Origin of the sequence: Microbacterium sp. oral taxon 186 str. F0373, assembly GCF_000411455.1 — a bacterium.
Classification (GTDB): domain Bacteria; phylum Actinomycetota; class Actinomycetes; order Actinomycetales; family Microbacteriaceae; genus Microbacterium.
The window spans coordinates 1,018,023-1,038,408 of record NZ_KE150457.1 but is presented as its reverse complement, the minus strand read 5'-3'; the positions used below and the strand labels follow the sequence as shown (position 1 = coordinate 1,038,408).

General features: G+C 66.4%; 25 protein-coding genes and 2 pseudogenes. 12 read left to right on the top strand and 15 right to left on the bottom strand.

Annotation, left to right across the window (positions count from 1 at the left end; translation table 11 throughout):
• Window positions 1-5: 5 nt before the first annotated feature.
• On the bottom strand, window positions 6-269 hold the full coding sequence (locus HMPREF1529_RS04790) for a DUF6458 family protein (protein WP_016463919.1): 264 nt from the start codon (window positions 267-269) through the stop codon (window positions 6-8).
• Window positions 270-410: 141 nt separating this feature from the next.
• On the opposite strand from HMPREF1529_RS04790, the pseudogene HMPREF1529_RS15565 reads away from it, so the two are divergent.
• Window positions 411-929 (top strand): annotated as a pseudogene (locus HMPREF1529_RS15565) (arsenate reductase/protein-tyrosine-phosphatase family protein); the annotation flags it as partial.
• A 23-nt stretch (window positions 930-952) separates the two neighbouring features.
• Here HMPREF1529_RS15565 and HMPREF1529_RS15560 read toward each other — a convergent pair.
• Window positions 953-1,912, bottom strand: coding sequence for an IS481 family transposase (locus HMPREF1529_RS15560; protein WP_084675221.1), 960 nt, complete (start codon window positions 1,910-1,912; stop codon window positions 953-955).
• 591 nt (window positions 1,913-2,503) lie between these two features.
• On the opposite strand from HMPREF1529_RS15560, the gene HMPREF1529_RS04775 reads away from it, so the two are divergent.
• Entirely contained in the window at window positions 2,504-3,733 is a 1,230-nt protein-coding gene (locus HMPREF1529_RS04775; protein WP_036282655.1) for an IS110 family transposase, read from the top strand.
• Between the two features lie 26 nt (window positions 3,734-3,759).
• Window positions 3,760-4,077, top strand: a complete 318-nt coding sequence (locus tag HMPREF1529_RS04770; protein WP_016463917.1) for a hypothetical protein — start codon at window positions 3,760-3,762, stop codon at window positions 4,075-4,077.
• On the opposite strand, the gene HMPREF1529_RS04765 is transcribed toward HMPREF1529_RS04770, so the two are convergent.
• On the bottom strand, window positions 4,044-4,709 hold the full coding sequence (locus tag HMPREF1529_RS04765; protein ID WP_016463916.1) for a DUF4386 domain-containing protein: 666 nt from the start codon (window positions 4,707-4,709) through the stop codon (window positions 4,044-4,046). The two genes, HMPREF1529_RS04770 and HMPREF1529_RS04765, sit on opposite strands and share 34 nt — an antisense overlap.
• Window positions 4,710-4,777: 68 nt before the next feature.
• Here HMPREF1529_RS04765 and HMPREF1529_RS04760 point away from each other — a divergent pair, with 68 nt between their 5' ends.
• Window positions 4,778-5,461 (top strand): TetR/AcrR family transcriptional regulator C-terminal domain-containing protein, encoded by a 684-nt coding sequence (locus HMPREF1529_RS04760; RefSeq protein WP_232212054.1) that lies wholly within the window; start codon window positions 4,778-4,780, stop codon window positions 5,459-5,461.
• A 123-nt stretch (window positions 5,462-5,584) separates the two neighbouring features.
• On the opposite strand, the gene HMPREF1529_RS16390 is transcribed toward HMPREF1529_RS04760, so the two are convergent.
• The 8 genes and pseudogenes from HMPREF1529_RS16390 to HMPREF1529_RS04725 all read right to left on the bottom strand — a co-directional run bounded on the left by HMPREF1529_RS16390 (window position 5,585) and on the right by HMPREF1529_RS04725 (window position 10,450).
• Window positions 5,585-5,716, bottom strand: coding sequence for a hypothetical protein (locus tag HMPREF1529_RS16390; RefSeq protein WP_269634098.1), 132 nt, complete (start codon window positions 5,714-5,716; stop codon window positions 5,585-5,587).
• A 31-nt stretch (window positions 5,717-5,747) separates the two neighbouring features.
• On the bottom strand, window positions 5,748-6,455 hold the full coding sequence (locus HMPREF1529_RS04755) for a GNAT family N-acetyltransferase (RefSeq protein ID WP_016463914.1): 708 nt from the start codon (window positions 6,453-6,455) through the stop codon (window positions 5,748-5,750).
• A 199-nt stretch (window positions 6,456-6,654) separates the two neighbouring features.
• Window positions 6,655-6,993, bottom strand: a complete 339-nt coding sequence (locus HMPREF1529_RS16260; RefSeq protein WP_005051528.1) for a hypothetical protein — start codon at window positions 6,991-6,993, stop codon at window positions 6,655-6,657.
• A gap of 15 nt (window positions 6,994-7,008) precedes the next feature.
• Window positions 7,009-7,176, bottom strand: a pseudogene (locus tag HMPREF1529_RS16255) (AAA family ATPase); the annotation flags it as partial.
• Between the two features lie 302 nt (window positions 7,177-7,478).
• Window positions 7,479-8,915, bottom strand: coding sequence for a Mu transposase C-terminal domain-containing protein (locus HMPREF1529_RS04740; RefSeq protein ID WP_016463913.1), 1,437 nt, complete (start codon window positions 8,913-8,915; stop codon window positions 7,479-7,481).
• A 9-nt stretch (window positions 8,916-8,924) separates the two neighbouring features.
• Window positions 8,925-9,491, bottom strand: coding sequence for a recombinase family protein (locus tag HMPREF1529_RS04735; RefSeq protein WP_016463912.1), 567 nt, complete (start codon window positions 9,489-9,491; stop codon window positions 8,925-8,927).
• A gap of 315 nt (window positions 9,492-9,806) precedes the next feature.
• Window positions 9,807-10,157, bottom strand: coding sequence for a DsrE family protein (locus HMPREF1529_RS04730; RefSeq protein ID WP_016463911.1), 351 nt, complete (start codon window positions 10,155-10,157; stop codon window positions 9,807-9,809).
• Entirely contained in the window at window positions 10,157-10,450 is a 294-nt protein-coding gene (locus HMPREF1529_RS04725; RefSeq protein WP_016463910.1) for a metal-sensitive transcriptional regulator, read from the bottom strand. The genes HMPREF1529_RS04730 and HMPREF1529_RS04725 overlap by 1 nt, the downstream gene beginning before the upstream one ends.
• Before the next feature lie 296 nt (window positions 10,451-10,746).
• Between HMPREF1529_RS04725 and trxA the strand changes: the two genes are divergently transcribed.
• Window positions 10,747-11,115 carry a thioredoxin gene (trxA, locus tag HMPREF1529_RS04720; protein ID WP_016463909.1) on the top strand — a complete coding sequence of 123 codons (369 nt, stop codon included), beginning with the start codon at window positions 10,747-10,749 and terminating at the stop codon, window positions 11,113-11,115.
• A gap of 10 nt (window positions 11,116-11,125) precedes the next feature.
• On the opposite strand, the gene HMPREF1529_RS16245 is transcribed toward trxA, so the two are convergent.
• The gene (locus HMPREF1529_RS16245) at window positions 11,126-11,392 is read right to left on the bottom strand and encodes a hypothetical protein (protein ID WP_232212106.1); all 267 of its coding nucleotides are present in this window, start codon (window positions 11,390-11,392) and stop codon (window positions 11,126-11,128) included.
• Between HMPREF1529_RS16245 and HMPREF1529_RS04715 the strand changes: the two genes are divergently transcribed.
• From HMPREF1529_RS04715 to HMPREF1529_RS04685, 7 genes are all read left to right on the top strand, one after another.
• Complete coding sequence (locus HMPREF1529_RS04715; RefSeq protein WP_232212098.1) at window positions 11,273-12,673, top strand: MBL fold metallo-hydrolase; 1,401 nt, start codon at window positions 11,273-11,275, stop codon at window positions 12,671-12,673. The two genes, HMPREF1529_RS16245 and HMPREF1529_RS04715, sit on opposite strands and share 120 nt — an antisense overlap.
• A gap of 23 nt (window positions 12,674-12,696) precedes the next feature.
• On the top strand, window positions 12,697-13,467 hold the full coding sequence (locus tag HMPREF1529_RS04710) for a sulfite exporter TauE/SafE family protein (protein ID WP_016463907.1): 771 nt from the start codon (window positions 12,697-12,699) through the stop codon (window positions 13,465-13,467).
• A 17-nt stretch (window positions 13,468-13,484) separates the two neighbouring features.
• Entirely contained in the window at window positions 13,485-14,006 is a 522-nt protein-coding gene (locus HMPREF1529_RS04705) for a DUF4395 family protein (protein WP_036282995.1), read from the top strand.
• A 23-nt stretch (window positions 14,007-14,029) separates the two neighbouring features.
• Window positions 14,030-14,401 (top strand): rhodanese-like domain-containing protein, encoded by a 372-nt coding sequence (locus tag HMPREF1529_RS04700; protein ID WP_016463905.1) that lies wholly within the window; start codon window positions 14,030-14,032, stop codon window positions 14,399-14,401.
• Window positions 14,402-14,599: 198 nt separating this feature from the next.
• On the top strand, window positions 14,600-15,196 hold the full coding sequence (locus tag HMPREF1529_RS15810) for a recombinase family protein (protein ID WP_036282733.1): 597 nt from the start codon (window positions 14,600-14,602) through the stop codon (window positions 15,194-15,196).
• Window positions 15,197-15,202: 6 nt separating this feature from the next.
• Window positions 15,203-16,585, top strand: coding sequence for a Mu transposase C-terminal domain-containing protein (locus HMPREF1529_RS04690; protein ID WP_016463903.1), 1,383 nt, complete (start codon window positions 15,203-15,205; stop codon window positions 16,583-16,585).
• Window positions 16,585-17,394 carry an AAA family ATPase gene (locus tag HMPREF1529_RS04685; RefSeq protein ID WP_016463902.1) on the top strand — a complete coding sequence of 270 codons (810 nt, stop codon included), beginning with the start codon at window positions 16,585-16,587 and terminating at the stop codon, window positions 17,392-17,394. Before HMPREF1529_RS04690 ends, HMPREF1529_RS04685 begins: the two co-directional genes overlap by 1 nt.
• 147 nt (window positions 17,395-17,541) lie before the next feature.
• Here the strand turns inward: HMPREF1529_RS04685 and HMPREF1529_RS04680 are convergent, their stop codons facing one another.
• The 3 genes from HMPREF1529_RS04680 to HMPREF1529_RS04670 all read right to left on the bottom strand — a co-directional run bounded on the left by HMPREF1529_RS04680 (window position 17,542) and on the right by HMPREF1529_RS04670 (window position 20,161).
• Complete coding sequence (locus HMPREF1529_RS04680; RefSeq protein ID WP_197461886.1) at window positions 17,542-18,108, bottom strand: phosphatase PAP2 family protein; 567 nt, start codon at window positions 18,106-18,108, stop codon at window positions 17,542-17,544.
• A gap of 119 nt (window positions 18,109-18,227) precedes the next feature.
• On the bottom strand, window positions 18,228-18,920 hold the full coding sequence (locus tag HMPREF1529_RS04675) for a DedA family protein (protein ID WP_016463900.1): 693 nt from the start codon (window positions 18,918-18,920) through the stop codon (window positions 18,228-18,230).
• Window positions 18,917-20,161: a COG4705 family protein gene (locus HMPREF1529_RS04670; RefSeq protein WP_232212053.1), complete on the bottom strand. Its 1,245-nt coding sequence runs from the start codon at window positions 20,159-20,161 to the stop codon at window positions 18,917-18,919. Before HMPREF1529_RS04670 ends, HMPREF1529_RS04675 begins: the two co-directional genes overlap by 4 nt.
• Window positions 20,162-20,386: the final 225 nt, after the last annotated feature.

Here is a 20,386-nt window from a genome sequence, read left to right as displayed (position 1 = left end):
GCTGGTCAGGCGAGCGGCTCGCCGTTGTCGGAGGTTCGCCGTGTGGTCACCCGCTCACCGCTGACAGGATCCACCGAGGTGTGCGCCGTCGATACTACCGAGCGACGCCGCAAGACCAGGACCAGGCTGATCGTGAACACGACGGCTCCGGCGATCATGAGGATGTAGCCGACGAGCTCGAGGTTGACGACACCTCCCGCGTCGATGTTGACCGCGAAGGCCAAGATCGCCCCGATCACGAACAGAGCAATACCGCTTCCGATGCCCATATGCGTCCTTCCGAGAATCGCACCCACGAAGGTATTAGCTTTGCCAAGGTGGTGGGACGGTCACCTCGGCGATCGCTCAAAGACTATTGAGGCAATTCGGCGACGCAGCAGGGCTTGTTCCGCGATCCAGGGAGGGGGATAATGCCGGACCTTCATCGGCGATCGGAAGCATTCGCCGCTCTCGCCGACCCGAGTCGACTGCGAGTGGTCGACCTTCTGACCGTCAGCGACCTCTCGCCCGGCGAGATCTCGTCGAGGTTGGGAATGGCCTCGAATCTGGTCGCCTTCCACGTGCGCGTCCTCGAGGAGCGCGGCATCGTCCAACGGATACGCTCGGAGGGGGACAAACGGCGCACGTACCTGCGGTTCGTTCCCGAGTTGTTCGAATCCATGCAGCCGGCGCCAGTCCGCGTCTCGGGAAGAGTCATCTTCGTCTGCACCGCCAACTCCGCGCGTTCTCAGCTCGCCGAGGCGCTGTGGCCATTCGTCAGCGATGTCCCGGCCATCTCCGCGGGCACGAACCCAGGACTCACGGTCAATGAGGCAGCGGTCGCCGCGGCACGCCGCCACGGTTTCGCGCTTTCCCCCGGGGCCCACCCGAAGAGCCTGGACGCGGTCTACGAGAACGACGACTTTCTCATCAGTGTCTGTGACCGCGCTCATGAGCGACTAGCTGTACCCGGTCAGGACGTTGGTGCGGTTCGGCTTATCGGTGGGGTTCCGATGGCTGAGTGGATGCGTCGAGTGTTGTATCGCTCGATGAACGGCGCAAGTGCCGCGGCCCGGGCAGCGTTGGTTTCGAAGGGTTGCCGGTAGGCCCACTCGGTCTGCAGCGTCCGGTTGAAGCGTTCGACTTTGCCGTTCTGCCAGGGGCAGTGCGGACGGATGAACTTCTGCCGGATGCCTCGTTCAGCACAGACCTGCCGCAGTGAGAATCGGTATGCCCAGGCGTTGTCGGTGATCAGCTGCTCGATGCGGGCGATGCCGTGCTCGGCGAAGTACTCGATCGCGCGTTCCAGGAATCCCGCGCAGGTCGGACCCTTCTCGTCCGGGAGGATCTCGGAGTAGGCGAGCCGGGAATGGTCATCGACGAGGGAGTGGACGTAGTCGAACCCGACCGGCGTGTCCCGGTGCCGGTCGGCGACGGCGCGGCCGAGGGAGCGCCAACCGCCGCCGTCGGGGATGCGGCCGAGCTTCTTCACATCCATGTGGACCAGTTCGCCTGGGCGGTCGCGTTCGTATCGGACCGCGGTCGTCTTCGATGCTCGGATCACCTCGCCGGTCATCGGGTCGAGCCGGGACAGGTGCGGCTGACCGCGACGAGCCAGGACCCGTGACGCGGTCCGCGGCGATACTCCGACCGCTGCCGCGAGCTCGTCACGGCCCCAGCGTTGCTCCCGCCGCAACCGGAGCAGTTCAATCTCGACGCGTTCCGGGGTACGTGACGGCGACGACACCGGTCGAGACGACCGGTCGTTCAATCCGGCGACGCCCTCGGATCGATGTCGAGCGATCCAACGCTGCACGCAGCGACGGGAGACACCCATCGCGGCAGCGATATGCGCATGTTTCCAGCCTGCAGCAGCACGCTCAACGATCAGCAACCGACCCCGCGGAGTCAGCCGAGCATTACGGTGGGGCACGAGAACCTCCGGTTTGTGAAGACGTCAGACATCTCCACTCAGCCGGAGGTTCTCCCCATCCACAAGCCCCAACCAGCCACCAACGTCCTGACCCGGTACAACTAGCCGGTCGCGACAACGCGCACTGGTCGATCCCGGACCCGGCTCTGGTGGCGACTGCGGCGGCGTTCGACCGAACCGTCGGCGAGCTCCGCGGCCGACTGGCACGTTTCGCACCCCGAGTGACGGCATCGTGAGGGACGACGCCATCGACACGCCATCCGACTATTGCTCAAGAATGATTGAGCGAATATCATGGTCTCCTCGGGTGACGTCCTCCCCCCAATATGCGACGCATCCGACTCGCCTCACCGCGCATGCCCCGTTACTTTCTTTGTGGCCCGGATGGAGGGATCCTGAGGGTTGACGGCCTGCCGGGCTCGGCATGATTGCTGCCCCCTGTCGAAGTCATGATCTGGGGGGTGTTGTCACCGGGCCTGGTTGGCGGTGTGTGATCGCTGATAGGGGCTGGACCCGAGCTGCTGCTCGAGGCCGTTCGTAACGTGGATGCCGAGACGCGCCGCCTGCGGTTGCCGTCGTTTGCGAAACCGGATGGAGGACGAGGTGGTCACAAGCATCGACAGGTACGACGAGGTCGACGTGTTCGTCGGGCTCGACGTCGGCAAAGGCGAACATCACGCGGTCGCTCTGGATCGGGCGGGCCAGCGGCTCTACGACCGGCCGCTCCCGAATGACGAGCGCAGGCTCAAGGCGGTGCTCGACCAGCTCGCCGCGCACGGCACCGTGCTGCTGGTCGTCGACCAGCCCGCGACGGTCGGCGCGCTTCCCGTCGCGCTCGCGCAGGCCAACGGCGTACTCGTGGGCTACCTGCCCGGTCTGGCGATGCGACGCATCGCTGACCTGCATCCGGGCGAGGCGAAAACCGACGCCCGTGACGCGTTCATCATCGCGGAGACCGCGCGGACGATGCCGCACACGCTGCGGTCGATCCAAGTGACCGACGAGCAGGTCGCCGAGCTCTCCATGCTCTGCGGGTTCGATGACGACCTCGCAAGTCAGATCACTCAAGTCTCGAACCGGATCAGAGGCCTGCTGACGCAGATCCACCCCGCTCTGGAACGCGTGCTCGGCCCGCGACTGGACCACCCCGCGATCCTCGACTTGCTGGCGCACTACCCGTCTCCGGCCGCGATGCGCACCGCTGGCGAGAAGCGACTCGGGAACCGGCTGCTCAAGAACGCGCCCCGCAAAGGCCGCGTCTGGGCGGCTGAGATCCTCACGGCTCTCGGCGAGCAGACGGTCGTGGTCACGGGCACCGGTGCTGCCGCGCTCGTGCTCCCCCGCCTGGCAGAGCAGCTCGCGGCGCTGCGTCGGCAGCGTGACGAGATCGCCATCGAGGTTGAGAAGCTCGTCGATCAGCACCCTCTTCAGCCGGTCCTGACGAGCATGCCCGGAGTCGGCGTCAGGACCGCAGCCCGACTCCTCACCGAGGTCACCACGAAGAGCTTCCCAACCGCCGGGCACCTAGCCGCCTACGCCGGCCTCGCACCCGTCACCCGCCGATCCGGATCCTCGATCCGCGGCGAGCACCCCTCCCGGCGCGGAAACAAGATCCTGAAACGAACGATGTTCCTCTCCGCATTCGCCGCGCTCCGCGACCCCGAATCCCGCGCCTACTACGACCGCAAGATCGCACAGGGCAAACGACACAACCAAGCGCTCATCGCCCTCGCAAGGCGCCGCTGCGACGTCCTCTACGCCATGCTCCGCGACGGCACCCTCTACCAGCCGCACGTCACCGAATCCGCCCTTGCCGCTTGACAAACGACATAGGGGCACCCCCCAGAATGCGCGGTGAGACAATTCTCCTCGGCCTGCTGTACGCGGCCGGGGCGGCCTGCATCGCGGTGGGCGCCGCCCTCGTATCCGGGATCGGCGGCGAGTTGCCCGTCGACGGCCCGACCGACCAGGAACGAGCACGATGGGCGTGGGGTAACGCGCTCCCCGTGATCGGCGCCGTGCTGACGATCAGTGGCGGCGGGCTCCTCGTGGTGTTCCGCGGGCGTCTGGGACTCACGCTGAGGGCGGCTGCCGGGGCCGCGCTGGCAGCGCTGATCCTGGTCGGACTGCTCTACGTGTTCACCTGGGGCCTCTTCAAGGCGTGAGGTGAGTTCGGCAGGCCCCCTTCGTGTGCTGCGCGGATGCCGGGCTCCGACCGTACACCGACGGCGATGAGCCAGACGGCGAACCAGATCTCGAAAGCGAAGACGGGCACCGCGGCGACGCCGGCGGCGACGCCGTTCAGCGGGATCGCTCCGGCGAGCTGCAGCCCGTTGCTGACGAGCACGATCACTCCGCCCGCGATTCCCAGTGCGGCGAGGGCGCGGGGCACGGCCCGCCCGTCCCACAGCAGCCAGCCGAGGATCACGGTGTTGACGCTGATGACGAGGCCTTGACCGAGCAGGAACGCGGCCGTGTGCATCGCCGTAGACTCGCCCTCGGCCGTGGCGTTCACAAGCGCCGATCCGAGCATCGGGAGCGCCCCCGCGACGATCACCGCCGCTTCGAGCGTGCGCAGCAGCGCGAAGCTCGCGGCGCGGGCAGGTCCGCGCGACTGCAGCAACACCCAGAGCAGCACGCCGGTGCCGAGGCACCCGAGTGCGAGCACGAATTCCAGGGCGACACCGGCTCGGAGGAGACCTCCGCCGTAGGCGATCACGGCGGCGACCGAGGTGACATGCGTGACGAGATAGAGGACGCCGGCGAGGCGGGCCTGGCGTCGGGCGAGCTGAGACACGGGGTTCCTTTCGCGGGTGGTATACGGCGTACACCGATTCGGCAACAGACTAGGTGTACGGTGTATACGTGTCAACTGTGCGTCCGCGTCTCGACCTGGAGCGCATCGTCGACGCGGCGACCGCCATCGCCGACGAAGGCGGCCTCGACGCGGCAAGCATGCGTGCGGTCGCCGAACGCCTGGGGGTCACGCCGATGGCGCTGTACAAGCACATCGATGACCGCGCCGCCCTCGTGGACGCGATGCTCGACCGGGTTCTCGCCGGCGTCGCTTCACCCGCGCCGACCGCGTCATGGGACGACGCCGTGCGTTCTCGGATCATGGCCGTGCGCGCCGCACTGTCGTCGCACGCCTGGACCCGGCAGGCGATCGAGACGCGTGAGCGCGCCACGCCTCGCGTCCTCGCGCACATGGACGCGCTCATGGCGGACATGTTCGAGGGGGGACTGTCGGCGGATCTCGTGCATCACGCCATGCATGCGTTGAGCACCCGCATGTGGGGATTCACCCGCGACGTGCTGCCGACGCCGGTTCCCCCCGACGACCCGCGGGAGCGCGCCGCCACGATGGCCGCGTTCGCGACGGCCTACCCCGCGATCATCCGCATGGCCACCACGGCGCCGCACGCCGGGGAGGCCTGCGACGACGACGCGGAGTTCGCCTTCGCCCTCGACCTGCTGCTCGACGGCATCCGCCGCCGGCACGAGCAGGCGTGGACATCGACCGGAGCTGGTGACGCGCCCCGCCGTTGACGTGGAGTCAGGGAAGGCCGCTTGCGCGAGCATGCGTGGGTGCGGGGCGCCTACGAGGACATGGTGGTTCTCGGGCTGTTGCGCGCGGAGTGGGAGCGCAAGGACGGCTGACGTCGCGCCCCGCTACAGAGCGGATGCCGGCGGCACGACCGTGCCCTGATGGAAGCGCAGGCGCGGTGCGGTGCCGCCGACGTCCCACAGTGATGAGTGCCGACTGATCCGCGAGGGCGTCGTGAGCCGATAGGTGACCAGCACCAGCTCGGGCGAGAGCTGACGGAACTGCCACTCATCGGTCTGCGGCGTGACGCGCGAGTCCGCGCTCTCCTCGGCAAGCGCACCGACGATCTGCTCCCGCGTCCAGAGGGTGCCGGAGCGGCCGAGCTCGACGAACGCGGGGGGGCAGCAGGTCATCGACCGTCTCGGCGTCGCGGCGCACGTCGGCATCGAGCAGCGCCGTCTCGGCATCCTTCACCGCGACCCACTGCGGCACTGCGGCGTGACGCACCAGCCGCACGATGTGGATCGGATGCCCGGCCATCACTTGATCGCGTTCGAGCCCGTCGCGGACGAAGCCGTTGCGCAGATAGAACGCTTCGGCGCGGGGGTTGTCGTCCATCATCCAGAGGTAGGCGTCGCCGGCACCGATCGCCGCGTCCAGCAGCAGCTGCCCCGCACCGGTACCGTGGTGCGCCGCCAGGACGTAGATGCCCTCCAGCTCCCGCGACGTCGGCCGATCGTCGTCGCGCCCGTCACCGGCCGTCGCCCAGCCGACGATCCGCCCGTCGACCTCGGCGACGAAGACGTCGGTGACGTCGTCTTCGATGATCGACGCCCACCGCTCGATGCGCGGCTCGACCCGCAACCCGGCGAGGACCGTCGCCGGAAGCTGGCGGACATACGCCTCGCGCCAGGCCTGGACATGAACCGCGGCGATGCCCCGGGCGTCGTCGACGGATGCCGGGCGCACGCGCACGGCCCGGGATGGCGGACTCATGGTCATACGCTCATGCTCGCAGACGGATGCCGGGCGTGCGCCTCAGGCGGTGAGGGCCGAATCGACGATCTCGAACACGGCGGGATCCCACGTGGGGGCCCGCTCCCACGGCAGGTCGAGGCCGTTCGCGAAGAAGATGCTGTGCCGCGGCGGCCAGGACTGTGAATTGCAGCGATAGATGTCGCGGTTGTCGCGTCGTTCAGTGTCCGATGAGGAGGGCTTCCTGGGCGGCGTCGACGGCCTCGGGCGTGAGGTGGGTGTGCCCGTTGATGTCAAGAACACGTCGGATCTGAGTGACGAGGCGATCGGCGAGGCGGAAGTTCCCGTTCGTGGCGCGCACGATCGCGGCGAGGGCGGCGGTGTGAGCGAGCCCTGAATCACCGGGGTCTGGTGCGGGGAGGCGTTGCGTGACGACGGCGGTGAGTTCGTCACTGCGGAGAGAACGGTATTCGTGGGCGAAGCCGACGCGGCTGTAGAGCTGGGGGTAGCGCGCGAGGCGTTTTTCAATGCCGGGCATGCCGATGAGGATGACGCCCATGTGGTGGCGGTCGTAGAAATCGCGGACTTGTTCGAGGCCGGCGGTTTTGAGGCGGTCGGCTTCGTCGATGATAAGCAGTTCTGTGTTCCCGCTGTGTTGGGATTCAGGATGGACGTAGGGGTCGACGTGACCGTACCGGGCATAATCAATGGCCCACGAGACTTGTTGGCACGCGCGGGGCAGGCCCTGGTCGATCTGCTTGATGGTGGCGGCGACGGTGGGGGTGAAGAACGCCGTTCGACTCTGCTGGACGCCCTCGGGGACGGGAGGGAGCAGGCCACCCTTTCGGGCCGATGTAGCGGTGTGAGCGTACGGTGTCGGCGAACTCCACGAATCGTCGGTGCTCTCGGGTGCTGACGAACGCGGGGCGGGTGTCGGTGTGCGGTGGGGGCGCCTGGGTGAATTCGTCGAAGGTGCCGTTGAGGAACCGTCGCCCGTCGTCGTCCGCGCCGACGAGGACGGACACCGGCTTTCCGACGGTCGATTCAGTCGTTGGCATAGGTCCTCAGCCTGTGTCTCTTCGATTGCGGGGCTGGCGCGTCGGGCTCGGAGGGAGAGAGAGGCGCGGCCGCGGGTCGGTGCCGAGTGTCTTCCGGCAGAGAGCTGGCGACGTCGCTGAGGGAGCGGAGTTGCTGCTTCAGCGCCCGGCGCCGGGTGTTCCTTGCGCTCTGCAGGTCGGCGAAGGTGATCGTTTCGGAGGAGCGTTCAGGGGCGATCGCGCGGCATAGGAACGCGCTGTCGCGAAACAGTCGGATCTCGCCGAGGTCGCGGGGGTCGTATCGGACGGTGACGTCTTCACCGACGTAGGCGGCGAGGACGGGCGAAACGTATCGGGTGGAGGCGAATCGGATGCCGTCGCGCTGCACTCGTCTGGTGGCGGTGGCGGTCAGCAACAGCATGTCGAGGTCTTCCGAGTGTGCGGGCATACGCGGGATGAAGCTCCCGCTGCGCCAGCGCGCGTGCGGTGCCGTCCCGGTCGCGGAGTGCGGGCGCTCGTTGTACTCGTCGACGATGAACCGCTCGAGGACGTCGTCGAGCTGGTGCAGGGTCAACATGGGGGCGCTGGTGGGTGTGCCGCCGGTGCCGTGCGGGATGAAGCCAGGTAGGTGCGGGAGCAATTCGGTCGTGATGGTGCGGTAGAACCGCTCGATCTTGCCGCGTCCTTGCGGAACGCCGACCCGCGAGTGAATGAGGCGCACGTGCAGATCCAGACACACCTGTTCGATCCGAGCAGAGGTGAAATCCGACCCGTGATCGCTGTAGAGAACATCGGGGACCCCCGACACCACCCACGAGGCATGTCGTTTCCGGCTCGCGGCCTGGTGAAACGCCAGTGCGGAGCGCTCGGACGTGGGCGCCGAAACCGCTAAGGCGTATCCGGCGACGGCACGGGAGTAGTCATCGAGCACGATCGTCAGCCAGGGGCGCACAGGCGTCTGCTTGTCGTCGAGGATCATCACGTCCAGCAGCGTGTGGTCCATCTGCCATTGCTCATTCGGGGCGGTTGTCGTACGCCGGTAGACGAGCTCGAATTTGTCGCGATAGGCGGCGTCACCGCCCTCAGCGAGAGCTGTCAGGCCCGGGTCGATAGCGTGCACGATTTGGCGAACGGTCGTGTACCCGGGAGCTGGCAAACCTCGATCGCGCGCGATATCGCCGACGCGCCGATGGATGTACGCGATGGTGGGAGCCGGCCGGCGCACGGCCAGCGCCTCGATCGCCGTGACCAGTTCCGTGGGGATACGGGAGGCACCTTTATCTCGGCGAGGCGGTCTTGCGAGCTGCCCCGCACCGATGCGAGCGGCCCATCGTTGCAAGGTTCGCACCGTGACGCCGGAGTGCTCCGCGATCCGCGTCCACGGCACACCGTCGAGGTGTTGGCACACAAGCTCGGCTTTCTGCCGGTCGCTGAGGTGCGCCATGATCCCTCGTCAGGCCCGCTCGACGTGATCGGCCAGGTGCCGGTAGATCGTGGGCCGGGATACCCCGAAGGTGTCGGCGATCTCTTGCACGGTGTGCGCACCCTCGTCGTACATCGCGCGGGCCTGTCGAATCTTCGTCGGCGTCATCTTGAACTTTGGGCCGCCCTTACGCCCCCGAGCTCGCGCCGCCGCCAGGCCATCATGCGTCCGTTCCACAATCAGGTCGTGCTCGAACTCGGCGATCGCGGCGAGCATGTGGAAGAACAACCTCCCGCCCGGTGTGGTCGTATCGATGCCCTGGGACAGCGCTCGAAAGCCCAACCCACGTTGCTGCAGTTCGTCGGCGATCTGCTTGAGGTTGCGGACGGATCGGCCAAGCCGGTCGAGCTTCGTCACGACGAGCGAGTCCCCCTCCCGCAGGTAACCGAGAGCATCGGTCAGCGCGGGTCGCTTCGCCAGGGCGCCAGAGGCGTGCTCGACGAAGATCTTGTCGCAGCCGGCCGCTTCAAGCGCGTCGGTCTGACCGTCGGGGTTCTGCTCGCGCGTCGAGACGCGGGCGTATCCGATCGTGGCCATGCCCTCAGAGTAACGCGAACGCCGCGTCCGTTACATAGTTTGCGGACACGGGTTATGAGACACGACTCGCGGACGTAGCTCTGTGAATAACAGCGCTCCGTGGCGGCGTTCTGACTTCGCTACGTGACGTGTCTACAGCAGCTCGGTTCTCGCAGGGCTCAGGTCGGGGCTGGGCCGCCTTGCTGGAGGGATGCTCGTCGGTGGGACTTCAGAGTTTTGCGCAGAAATGTCGCTCTCGGACTAGTTGCCATCACGCAGAAGAGGTCACAGCTGCGATACCGGTGCGTGCGGATGGCGTGACAGGTGCTGGATGCATCACAGTCGTACGTAGGCGGCGCCTGCCCATTGTTGTTGAGCGAGGTAGCCCACGGCCGCGGCAACGGTTGACACCCCCTCGAGCAAAGAATCAGCGTCCACGTCTTCTCGGCTCATGCTGTTCTGACACGCCAGCACCTGTACGCCCGCACTGCGGATCGTTGCGACGAGATCGTCTCGATAGGCACCGTCCGCGACCAGGCCCCGCACCGCGCCGCCCTGGACGACGAGCTGCACGATGCCGTCGGGACTGAGATCGTCAACGGCGTTTCGGGCAACGCGCAGCGCGGCGGTGAGAACCGCGGCGTCCTCGGCGAAGACGTGGATGACGAGCGTGTTTCGCGTGGTCATCAGGCGAGGGAGAGGAAGAGCTTTTCCAGCTCGTCGGGGTTGGTGACGTTATCCGCCTCCGGCGTGGTCATGCAGTCGCGAAGAGCGGTGGAGATGACGAGGAAGCCGGCCCGATCCAGAGCTTTAGAGACGGCGGAGAGCTGCTGAACGACGTCGCGGCAGTGTGCGTCGTTTTCAACGGCGCCGATCACCGCGGCGAGCTGTCCTTGCGCACGCTTCAGACGGTTGAGCACCTTTCGCTTCGCCTCCTGATCGTGCAGCAGCGAGTCAGGGCCTTGCGGGTCACTGCCCATGAGCGGTTCCTTCCGTCGAGTTGACAACAACTATACCCCCCGGAGTATCCTGGGCGTCCAGGTTCAGATATACCCCCTGGGGTATCACCGGAAAGGGAGAGAACATGTGTCGAGCTACGAAGTGCCGGACCTGTGGGAAGACGACGTGGGCGGGCTGCGGCCAGCACGTGTCTTCGGTACGCGCGTCGGTGCCCGCGTCGCAGTGGTGCAATGGCAACCACACGCGCGGTGAGGTGCAGGCTGCACAGTCGAAGCAGGGCGGGTTCTTCTCGCGCCTGTTCGGGCGGTGACCGACGATGGCCACCACTGAGCTCACGAACGAGACCTTCGGCCCGGCCGTCCAGGCAGACGGGATCGTCCTCATCGACTTCTGGGCGGCCTGGTGCGGCCCGTGCCGCTCGTTCGCTCCGGTATTCGAGGCGGCGTCGGAGAAGCACCCCGACATCGTGTTCGCGAAAGTGGACACCGAAGCGGAAGCTGAGTTGTCCTCGGCTCACCGCATCACCTCGATCCCGACGCTGATGGTGATCCGCGATGGCGTGCTGGTGTACAAGCAGCCCGGTGCTCTGCCTGCCCCGCAGCTCGAGCAACTGATCACCAAAGCCCGCGAGCTGGACATGGATGATGTCCGCCGCCAGATCGCGGCTGCCGAGACGGCTGCCTGACCGTGTGCGCTCAAATCACCTGCCCCTCCTGCGGCAAGCCCACGTGGGCCGGCTGCGGCCAACACATCGACGACGCCCTCGCCGACGTTCCCGAAGACCAGCGCTGCACCTGCGCGCACTGACCCCGCGAAAGCAGATCCCCGTGCTCCTCGAACGCTTGTATGACGACGACCTCGCGCACGCCAGCTACCTGATCGGTTGCCAGCGGAACGGTGAAGCGATTGTGGTCGATCCCCGCCGCGACGTGCAGGTCTATCTCGACCTCGCCGCGAAGCATGGCATGACCATCACTGCCGTCACCGAGACTCACATCCACGCCGACTACCTCTCCGGCACCCGCGAACTCGCTGCCCGCACGGGAGCGACGATGTACGTCTCCGCCGAGGGCGGGCCCGACTGGCAGTACGGTTCCGGATTCGATGATGCCACCCGGATGGTGCACGGTCAGCGCATCACCCTCGGCAACATCGCCCTCGAAGCAGTGCACACCCCCGGCCACACCCCCGAGCACCTTTCCTTCCTCGTCACCGATGGAGCCGCCACCTCCGACCCGGGCTACTTCCTCAGCGGCGACTTCGTCTTCGTCGGCGACATCGGCCGCCCCGACCTGCTGGATGAAGCCGCCGGCGGTATCGACACCCGCTTCCAGGGCGCGCGCGATCTGTTCGCCAGCCTTCGCGACCGTTTCCTCACCCTCCCGGACTACGTCCAGGTGCTCCCCGCACACGGGTCCGGCTCGGCCTGCGGCAAGGCCCTCGGCGCTGTCCCCACCTCCACGGTCGGATACGAGCGACGCTTTGCCTGGTGGGCACCGTACCTGGCCGCCGGCGACGAGCAGGGCTTCATCAACTCCCTCCTCGATGATCAACCTGATGCGCACGCCTACTTCGCCCGGATGAAGCGGCAGAACCGCACCGGGCCCGCTCTGCTGGGCAAGCTCGCACCGCTGCCGCAAATCGACGCCTCCGACCTGTCCGCTGCGCTGGAGGAAGACAGCGTCATCCTCATCGACACCCGCCACCACGCGCAGGTACACCAGGGCACCGTGCCCGGCGCGCTCAACGTCCCCGGCGAAGCGAAAGCCGCCAGCTACGCCGCCTGGGTCTACGACCCTGAGACGGAAACACGCCCCCTCGTCATTCTGGCCGACTCGACTGACGCGGCCGGGCGGTTCCGCGACCACCTGCTGCGGGTGGGGATCGACGCTGTCCACGGCTTCACCGACACCCTCGACGGACTGCGGCTCGTTCAGCCGAAGACCATCGCCCCCACGGACATCGACCAGGTGGAGCACGCCCTCCTGCTCGATGTGCGCAACCGCACCGAATACAACGCGGGACACATCCCCGGTGCCGCCCAACTCTCCGGCGGTCGCGCTCTCTGGCACACCGATGAGCTCCCCAGCTCGGGCGTCATCCTCACTTACTGCCAGAGCGGCGTCCGCAACAGCGTCGTCGCCAGCGCCCTGCGTCGAGCCGGTCACGACGTCATCGAGATCGACGGCAGCTACCGCGCCTGGCTCGCCGCAACGGCGCAGCCCGCCGCGAACGCCGCCTGACCCCTCGAGGAGCCCGACTGACCTTGCCCATCATCACCGCGATGATCCTCGCGACCGTGGTCGGCGTCGCGCTCGGGCTCCTCGGCGGAGGCGGCTCAATCCTCGCCGTCCCCGTCCTCACCCTGATATTGGGCATGGGAACGCGAGAGGCGATCGCGTCTTCGCTCTTCGTGGTCGCAGTGACCAGCGCCATCGCCGTCCTGATACGCGCGCGAACGGGGACCGTGAAATGGGGGGTCGGTGTCGCGTTCGGGGCGACAGGGATGCTCGGCGGGCTCGGCGGTGCATCTCTGGGGCGGTTCGTGCCCGACTCCCTCCTCGCCATTCTCTTCAGCGGCATCATGATCGCCACGGCACTCGCGATGATCCGCGGCCGTCGCACACCCGCCCCACCCGAGCGACCTCGCGCGCGCAGCTCTCATGTCCTGCGCGTCGTGATCATGGGGGTGTCTGTGGGGTTCCTCACGGGGCTGCTCGGGGCGGGAGGTGGTTTCCTCATCGTCCCCGCGCTGCTGATCTTCGGTCTGCCCATCGCCGCGGCCACCAGCACATCACTCCTCGTCATCGCACTGAACTCCACCGCAGGACTCGCCGCACAGGTGTTCGCCACCGCGATCCCATGGGAAACCGTTCTTCCTTTCACCGCCTTCGCCGTTGTCGGCTCCGTCGCCGGGATGCTGCTCGCCAGAAAGTTGTCCGCCCCCACGCTCCGCAAAAGCTTCGGCTTCTTCGTCCTGGGCGTGGGCATCATCATGCTCACAGCGACGATCCTGCGCCTCGCACCTCTTCTATGACCCTCCGGGAATCGCTCATGTCCGTCACCCCCGCTGTCGTCCTCCCGCGCGTTGGTGCCCTCATCGAGGGCTACCAGGGGCCTGTCATCGATGAACGTGCGGTCCGGATCGCGGCCGGTCTCCTGCTGACGCTCGGACTTCTCGCCGCCACCGCCGCACTCGCGTTCGGGACGACTCGCCCGCTGCAGATGTTCGGAATGTTCTTCCTGCTCGACATGCTGACCCGTCTCCTCGTCAGTGATCGGTTGTCGATCACCCTGGCGTTGGGACGACTCGCGAGCCGCTCCCACTTCCCGCGCTGGGTCGGCGCCCCGCAGAAGGCCTTCGCGTGGTGGCTAGCCGTCGGCATCGCCACAGTCTCATGCGTCGCGCTGGGCTCCGGCGCTATCCCCCTCCAGGGGGTACTCGCCCTGTGCGGTGTCTGCTTCATCCTCCTAGCCCTGGAAGCGATCTTCGGCTGGTGCGCGGGCTGCCACCTCCACCGCCGTCTCAGCCGACACCCCACACATCACTGCGCCGACCGCTCCTGCAACCTCTAACCCCAAACCCCCGAAAGGACCCCATGCGTCGCTTCGCCCTCGTTACAGTCACCGCACTCGTCGCCGCCTTCGCGCTCACGAGTTGCACCGCGCCGACCACCGCCCAACCTGCGGTTAGCTCGGATGCGATCGTCATCGACGTCCGCACACCCGCCGAACACGCCGAAGGGCATCTCGATGGGGCACTCCTGCTCGACGTCACCGCCGGCGAGCTGCAAACGGCAATCCCTGACCTGGACCCCCACGCCGACTACGTCGTCTACTGCCGTTCAGGTCAACGCGCCGCAGCCGCCGTCGACCTCATGGAGGACGCAGGCTTCACCCAAGTACGCAACCTCGGCTCGCTCGCAGACGCCGCAGCCGCGACGGGGCTACCGGTCGTTCAGACCGATTGAACCCTTCACCCACGCTCCAACAGCGGAGGATCGGCGCGCGCCTCAAAAACCAGTAGCTTTCTGAGACGCCGGACCAAGTGGCCCTCGACAGCGCCCCTTTGCCCGAAATCTCGGGCCGCGCGTCGTCTCAGAAAGGCGTCTCGCCATAATTCGTCTCAGCAGGGGTCATAAAGGGTGTTTCCGAGTCAGAATGGGCTCGTGAGGCTTCTCGGATACACGCGCGTGAGTACGTCGAGTCAGGACGCGCAGCTGCAGCTCGACGCGCTCGTTGCTGCCGGGGTGCAAAAGCGCGACGTCTTCGCGGATGTCACCTCGGGGAGCAAGACCGCGATCGAGCGGACCGGGATGAAGAAGCTCCTCGAGTACGCCGAAGACGGCGACACCGTCGTCGTCTGGCGAGTCGACCGCCTCGGCCGCTCCCTGATCGACGTGCTGAACACCGTGAATCTGCTGCGCGAGCGCGGCGTGCAGGTGCGGTCGATCTCGGATGGCATCGATCCGTCGACGTCGACGGGCCGGCTGATGTTGAACATGTTGGCCACGCTCGCGGAGTACGAGCGGGAGCTCATCGTCGAACGGGTCAACGCCGGCATCGCAGCCGCCCGAGCGAACGGGACCCGGTTTGGCCGGCCTCTGTCGGACCCGGTCGTGATCGCGGACAAGCTCGCGATTGCCGCGGATGCGCGAGCGCGCGGCCGCACCGCCGAGGACGCCGCTCGTCTCGTCGGGTGGAGTCGCGCGACGCTCTACCGCCATCAGCAGGTCCATGCGGCCCGCGAGAGCGCAGCGATGTAGCGGCTCATGGACGGCCTCGAGCGGTGGCGGATCCTCCGACTTCACGTCGAAGATCAGATCCCCCTCGCGGCCCTCGCCCGCGAGAGCGGCATCGGCACGCGGACGCTCCAACGCTGGCATCAGCTCTACGAGAAACACGGGCTCGCAGGACTCGACGACACCGCACGAAGAGACAAGGGCAGCCGACGCACTGACCCCGCAACCGTCGCCGCCATCGAGCGGCTCGCCCTGACCCGGCCTCGTCCGTCAATCGCGACGCTGCATCGACTCATCGTCGAAGAGTGCCTACGCGAGAGTAGGCCGGCGCCGAGCTACGCGACCGTCCGAGAAATCGTGCAGGCCCTCGACCCCGCACTCGTCACCCTCGCGTTGGAGGGTCCCGCGTCCTACCGCGATCGTCACGAGCTGGTGTTCCGCCGTCGCGCACAACGGCCGAACCAGATCTGGCAGGCCGACCATACCGAACTCGACATCCTCATCATCGGCGCGAACGGGAAGCCCGACCGGCCCTGGCTGACAACCGTCATGGATGATCACTCCCGCGCGATCTGCGGATACATGGTCTTCACCGGAGCGCCCTCGTCACTGAACACCGCGCTCGCGTTGCGGCAGGCGATCTGGCGAAAGACCGACCCCGCGTGGGCGATGTGCGGAATCCCCGATGTGCTGCACGTCGACCACGGCTCCGACTTCACCAGCCACCACCTCGAACGCACCGCCATCGAGCTGCACCTACGGCTCATCTTCTCGACCGTCGGCAGGCCCCAGGGGCGCGGCAAAATCGAGCGATTCTTCGGCACCATCAACACCGAAGTCCTCCCAACCCTCCCCGGCCACCTCGGCCCCGGGAACCGCAACCCGCAGCCCGTGCTCGACCTCCCGGGCCTGGACCGAGCGATCGGCGCCTTCATCGCGACCTACAACCAGCGCACCCATCAGGCGCTCGGCATCTCCCCACGCGACGCATGGGTCGCGGACGGCTGGATACCCCGCATGCCCGACACCCTCAACGAGCTCGACGGCCTGCTGCTCACCGTGCCCACGCATCGGACCGTGCAACGAGACGGCATCCACTTCCAAGGCCAGCGCTATCTCGCGCCCACCCTCGCACCGTTCGTCGGACACGCAGTCACCATCCGCTACGACCCCCGCGACCTCTCCGAGATCCGCGTCTACGACCACGGCACCTTCATCTGCGTCGCCGTCGACGAAGCCCACCCCAACACCCGCCTCAGCCTCCGAGACATCGAAGCCGCCCGCCGCGCCCGCCGCCACGAACTCCGCCGCACCATCAACGACCGCATCCCCACCATCGCCCACCGCGAAGAACCCCACCTCGCGGACTCGACCCCGCCCAAGAAACGACTCCGCACCTACGAGGAGGAGTGATGACCCAGAGCTTCATCGTCACGAAGGAACACCGCCGCTTCACCGAGTTCGCGAACGCGGTGAAGAAGGAACGCACCATCGGCATCTGCCACGGTGACGCTGGAGTCGGAAAGACCAACTCCGCCCGCCGCTACGCCAACTGGGACACCCTCCAGCCTTTCATCACCGCGTGGGGCCCGAGGAGCGAGGACGACGCGAAACACTACGCGCTCGCGCATCGCTCCCGCACCGTGTTCTACACACCCGAGGTCCTCCCGCGACCCAGAGACCTCATGGGAGACATCAGCAGATGGCGTGTCAAAGTCGGCATCTGTATCGACGAGCACCTCCGCACCATCGGGAAAGTCACCGGAGTGAACACCGCCGACACCACACGGTGGGTCGAACTGCTCATCGTCGACGAAGCCGAGCGCCTCACGCCCACCGCGCTCGAGCTGCTTCGCGACGAACACGACCGTACCCATCTCGCGATCATCTTGATCGGCATGCCCGGCATCGACCAACGCTTCCGCCACTACCCCCAGCTCTACAGCCGCCTCGGGTTCTCCCACCGCTACCGCGCCCTTGGCCGAGACGAACTCCTCTTCGTCCTCGACCGACACTGGACACGCCTCGGACGCACCCTCAACCCAGACGACTTCACCGACGCCCAAGCCGTCGCCGCCATCGAACGCATCACCCGCGGAAACTTCCGCCTCCTCGAGCGCTTGTTCCCCCAGATCAACCGCATCCTCAAGATCAACGAACTCGAGACAATCACCGACGACGTCGTCGAAGCCGCCGCCAGCGTACTCGTCATCGGGAGCTGACCGGCGCCACCGAACGATCACAGAACACCGCCATCAAGCGAGCAACTCCACATAGCTCGGCTGCGGGAGGACCGTCTCATGAACGGTCGTCAGTAAGACCGCGCCGCGCGATCAACCGCGAGGTCAGCAAGACAGAAGATCCGTCGATCAGCTGCGCTTCCGATATCGCTCCAAGCGAGGAGCGATGACGTCGACCATGACCCATCGGGCGGTGGGTGCCATCGCGATTGCCCACGCGATGGAGGCCAAGACATCAGTTGGGTAGTGGAGCCCGTCGCTGACGACGGCGAGGCCAACGATGACGGTAGACACAGTGCCGGTGATGAGAGCGATCGACGCCCCACGGGTACCGCGCAGAAGAAACCAGAAGGCGATGCTTAGGGCGGCGATGAAAGCGGTGTGTCCGCTGGGGAAAGATCCATCCACCTGCGCGGGCGTGAATGGGTGGACAAGGGTGAAGATATCCGGTCGAGGTCTGTCCACGACGACCTTGATGGCGGCGGTAGGGAGCCATGTCAATGCAACGATTCCGCCGAAGACGATCGCTGTGCGCACGGATCGAAGAACGGCCGCGATGGTGATGAGGATGAGGAGTGTGAGGAATGCGGCGGGAACGGGCTCGAGCATGAAGTAGATGGCGTCGGCTATTTGTCCCCATGCGCCGGTGTGAGCGCGGTTTAGGGCTTCGACGGCGGGTGCGTCGAAGGGCGCCACCCGGAGGATAAAGCCCAGGGCGGTGAGTAGAAGCCCCGCGACGCAGGCGAGCCATACGACGCGGCGACCGCGTCGTGTGGGCGTGAGTAGGCCGCTCCCAACGGGGTATGTGTGGGCTCTCATGTGTTCGCCTCGTTCGTTCCGGCCCCGTCTGGCGTGGGCCGATTGCGGCGGTTGGTGCTCCATTTGCGGATGACGGCGATGATGACGGGTAGGACGGATACGAGAACGACGACGATCATGAGTGCGTCGATGTTGTTGACGACGAACGGGATGCCGCCGAGAGCGAGACCGATAGCTGTCATGCCGACCACCCAGAGGGTTGCCCCGGTGGTGTTCCAGAGGAGGAATCGCCGGTAGGGCATGTGAGCGGTTCCGGCGGCGACGGGAATGTAGGTGCGAACAATGGGGACGAAGCGTCCGAGGACGAGGGATGCGCCGCCGTACTTATGGAAGAAGTTTTCTGCGTCGTGGAGGCGGTCCGGACGCAGAACGCGTGCACCGTCTTTGAACATGCGTCGCCCGAAGCGTCTGCCGAGCCAGTAGCCCGTCTGATCCCCCAGGATCGCTGCAGGTATTCCGACGAGGAGAACTTGCCACGGTTGGATGCCGAGGGTGCTGGCGAGGACCGCTGCGGTGACCAGAAGAGAGTCACCGGGAAGGAAGGGGAACAGTACGCCCGATTCGATAAAGATGATGAGCGCTATCCCGACGAGAACCCAGGGTCCGAAGGCGTGGAGGATGGCTGTCGCGTCGGGGAGCAAGCTCGCTGTCAGAACGTGGAGGGCAGTATTCACGGGAGAGATCATCATGAGGAAAGGGTGTTGAGAAGGGTGCTGAGGGCGCTTTTCTCGGCTGTGGGATCCGGGGTGGAGGCGCGCACGGATTGGAGAACGGCGTCAATTTGCCCGTCAAGGATGGTCCACCGGGTGCCGTCCAGCGGTTGAAGGGTGGGCTGATCCTCATCCCATGCCTTCTCGAGGTCGGTGATGCGGGTTTGCGCACCTGCGGTATCGCCGGCCATGACGAGACCCAGGGTGTCTTCGACGATGGAGCGATAGTTTGCAACGCTCCCATTGGGGAAGTTGATGGTGGCCGACTCTCCAGGCGCGAGGGTGACGACTGTATTGGGGCCCTCCTCGCTGGCCGCAGCCGTACTGTGAGGCTGTGCGTGCGCCCAGACGAGGACGGCGGCGGCGATGGCAGCGACCGCGGAGAAGTAGATGAGCGTGCCGCGACGGCGGCGAGGTGTTGTCTGTGGCCGGCGGGTCTGGGCGTTCTCCGTGGCATCCGTTCGGGTGATGGTGAGGTACACCAGGGTGGCGAGGATGGCGCCGAGGAAGAAGATGCTCGTGGGCCCGACACCGATTCCCAGGCCTCCGTCGCTGACGGGGAAGCTCATCCAGTCGCCCAGATTCGCGCCAAGCGGGCGGGTGAGGATGTATGCCAGCCAGAAGGCGAGGACCGGGTTGCCTCCCATGCGCCAGCCAACGATCACTGCGACGAGAAGGCCGGCGGGGAGAAGGACGGATACTCCTGGACTCCAACCGGTCAGCTCGAGGATCCCGTCTCCCGCGGCGGTTCCGAGAGCAAACGTCACGAGAATGGCGAGCCAGTAGAAGAGTTCACGGCGGGTGGTGGTGATGCTGTGGATGGATAGGGTGCGTTGACTGGCCCACCATGCGCTGAACACCGCAGCCAGGACGATGGCAAAAACCAAGGTGCTGACACCGAGAGGGACCGCCAGGTCGTCGGTGAGGATATCCGTGTAGAGGGTGCCGGTGACGCTCACAACCACTACGGTCAGCCAGTAGACAAAGGGCACGTAGCGCCGCAACGCCAGCTGCCAGGAGAGGACTGCGGCGAGAACCACCGTGAAGATCACGGAAGTTGCTTCTAGTCCCACCCCGAGGGTGGTGTTGATCCAGTCGGCGAAGCTTTCTCCGACCGTGGTGCAGAGGATCTTGATGATCCAGAACCACAAAGTGATCTCGGGCACCTTGCTCAGCATGACCCGGACAGGTGCGGCTTCAGTCGCGGATGAAGTCGTCATACGCGGGACGCTAGGGATCGCGTTCTAAGAATCGACTCAGAAGTTGCGCTCGCTCGTGCGAGCAGGAAGAGGCGAGCCGTCACAGAGCACGTGTGGGCGGCTGGTGGCCACCCACACGTGCTCAGGTGATCAGTTCGCCGGGGTGGCGGCGACGTCGTCGGCGGTCTCGCCGTCGTTCGTGCCGTCCTCGACACCCTGATCGTCGGCGGTCTCGCCGTCGTTCGT

Bases quoted from the DNA above. Each gene is read 5' to 3' on its own strand.
- HMPREF1529_RS04790 (WP_016463919.1), bottom strand. From the start codon at position 269: ATGGGCATCGGAAGCGGTATTGCTCTGTTCGTGATCGGGGCGATCTTG.
- HMPREF1529_RS04775 (WP_036282655.1), top strand. From the start codon at position 2,504: ATGGAGGACGAGGTGGTCACAAGCATCGACAGGTACGACGAGGTCGAC.
- HMPREF1529_RS04770 (WP_016463917.1), top strand. From the start codon at position 3,760: ATGCGCGGTGAGACAATTCTCCTCGGCCTGCTGTACGCGGCCGGGGCG.
- HMPREF1529_RS04755 (WP_016463914.1), bottom strand. From the start codon at position 6,455: ATGAGTCCGCCATCCCGGGCCGTGCGCGTGCGCCCGGCATCCGTCGAC.
- HMPREF1529_RS16260 (WP_005051528.1), bottom strand. From the start codon at position 6,993: ATGGGCGTCATCCTCATCGGCATGCCCGGCATTGAAAAACGCCTCGCG.
- HMPREF1529_RS04740 (WP_016463913.1), bottom strand. From the start codon at position 8,915: ATGGCGCACCTCAGCGACCGGCAGAAAGCCGAGCTTGTGTGCCAACAC.
- HMPREF1529_RS04735 (WP_016463912.1), bottom strand. From the start codon at position 9,491: ATGGCCACGATCGGATACGCCCGCGTCTCGACGCGCGAGCAGAACCCC.
- HMPREF1529_RS04730 (WP_016463911.1), bottom strand. From the start codon at position 10,157: ATGACCACGCGAAACACGCTCGTCATCCACGTCTTCGCCGAGGACGCC.
- HMPREF1529_RS04725 (WP_016463910.1), bottom strand. From the start codon at position 10,450: ATGGGCAGTGACCCGCAAGGCCCTGACTCGCTGCTGCACGATCAGGAG.
- trxA (WP_016463909.1), top strand. From the start codon at position 10,747: ATGGCCACCACTGAGCTCACGAACGAGACCTTCGGCCCGGCCGTCCAG.
- HMPREF1529_RS16245 (WP_232212106.1), bottom strand. From the start codon at position 11,392: ATGCTTCGCGGCGAGGTCGAGATAGACCTGCACGTCGCGGCGGGGATC.
- HMPREF1529_RS04705 (WP_036282995.1), top strand. From the start codon at position 13,485: ATGTCCGTCACCCCCGCTGTCGTCCTCCCGCGCGTTGGTGCCCTCATC.
- HMPREF1529_RS04700 (WP_016463905.1), top strand. From the start codon at position 14,030: ATGCGTCGCTTCGCCCTCGTTACAGTCACCGCACTCGTCGCCGCCTTC.
- HMPREF1529_RS04690 (WP_016463903.1), top strand. From the start codon at position 15,203: ATGGACGGCCTCGAGCGGTGGCGGATCCTCCGACTTCACGTCGAAGAT.
- HMPREF1529_RS04685 (WP_016463902.1), top strand. From the start codon at position 16,585: ATGACCCAGAGCTTCATCGTCACGAAGGAACACCGCCGCTTCACCGAG.
- HMPREF1529_RS04675 (WP_016463900.1), bottom strand. From the start codon at position 18,920: ATGATGATCTCTCCCGTGAATACTGCCCTCCACGTTCTGACAGCGAGC.
- HMPREF1529_RS04670 (WP_232212053.1), bottom strand. From the start codon at position 20,161: ATGACGACTTCATCCGCGACTGAAGCCGCACCTGTCCGGGTCATGCTG.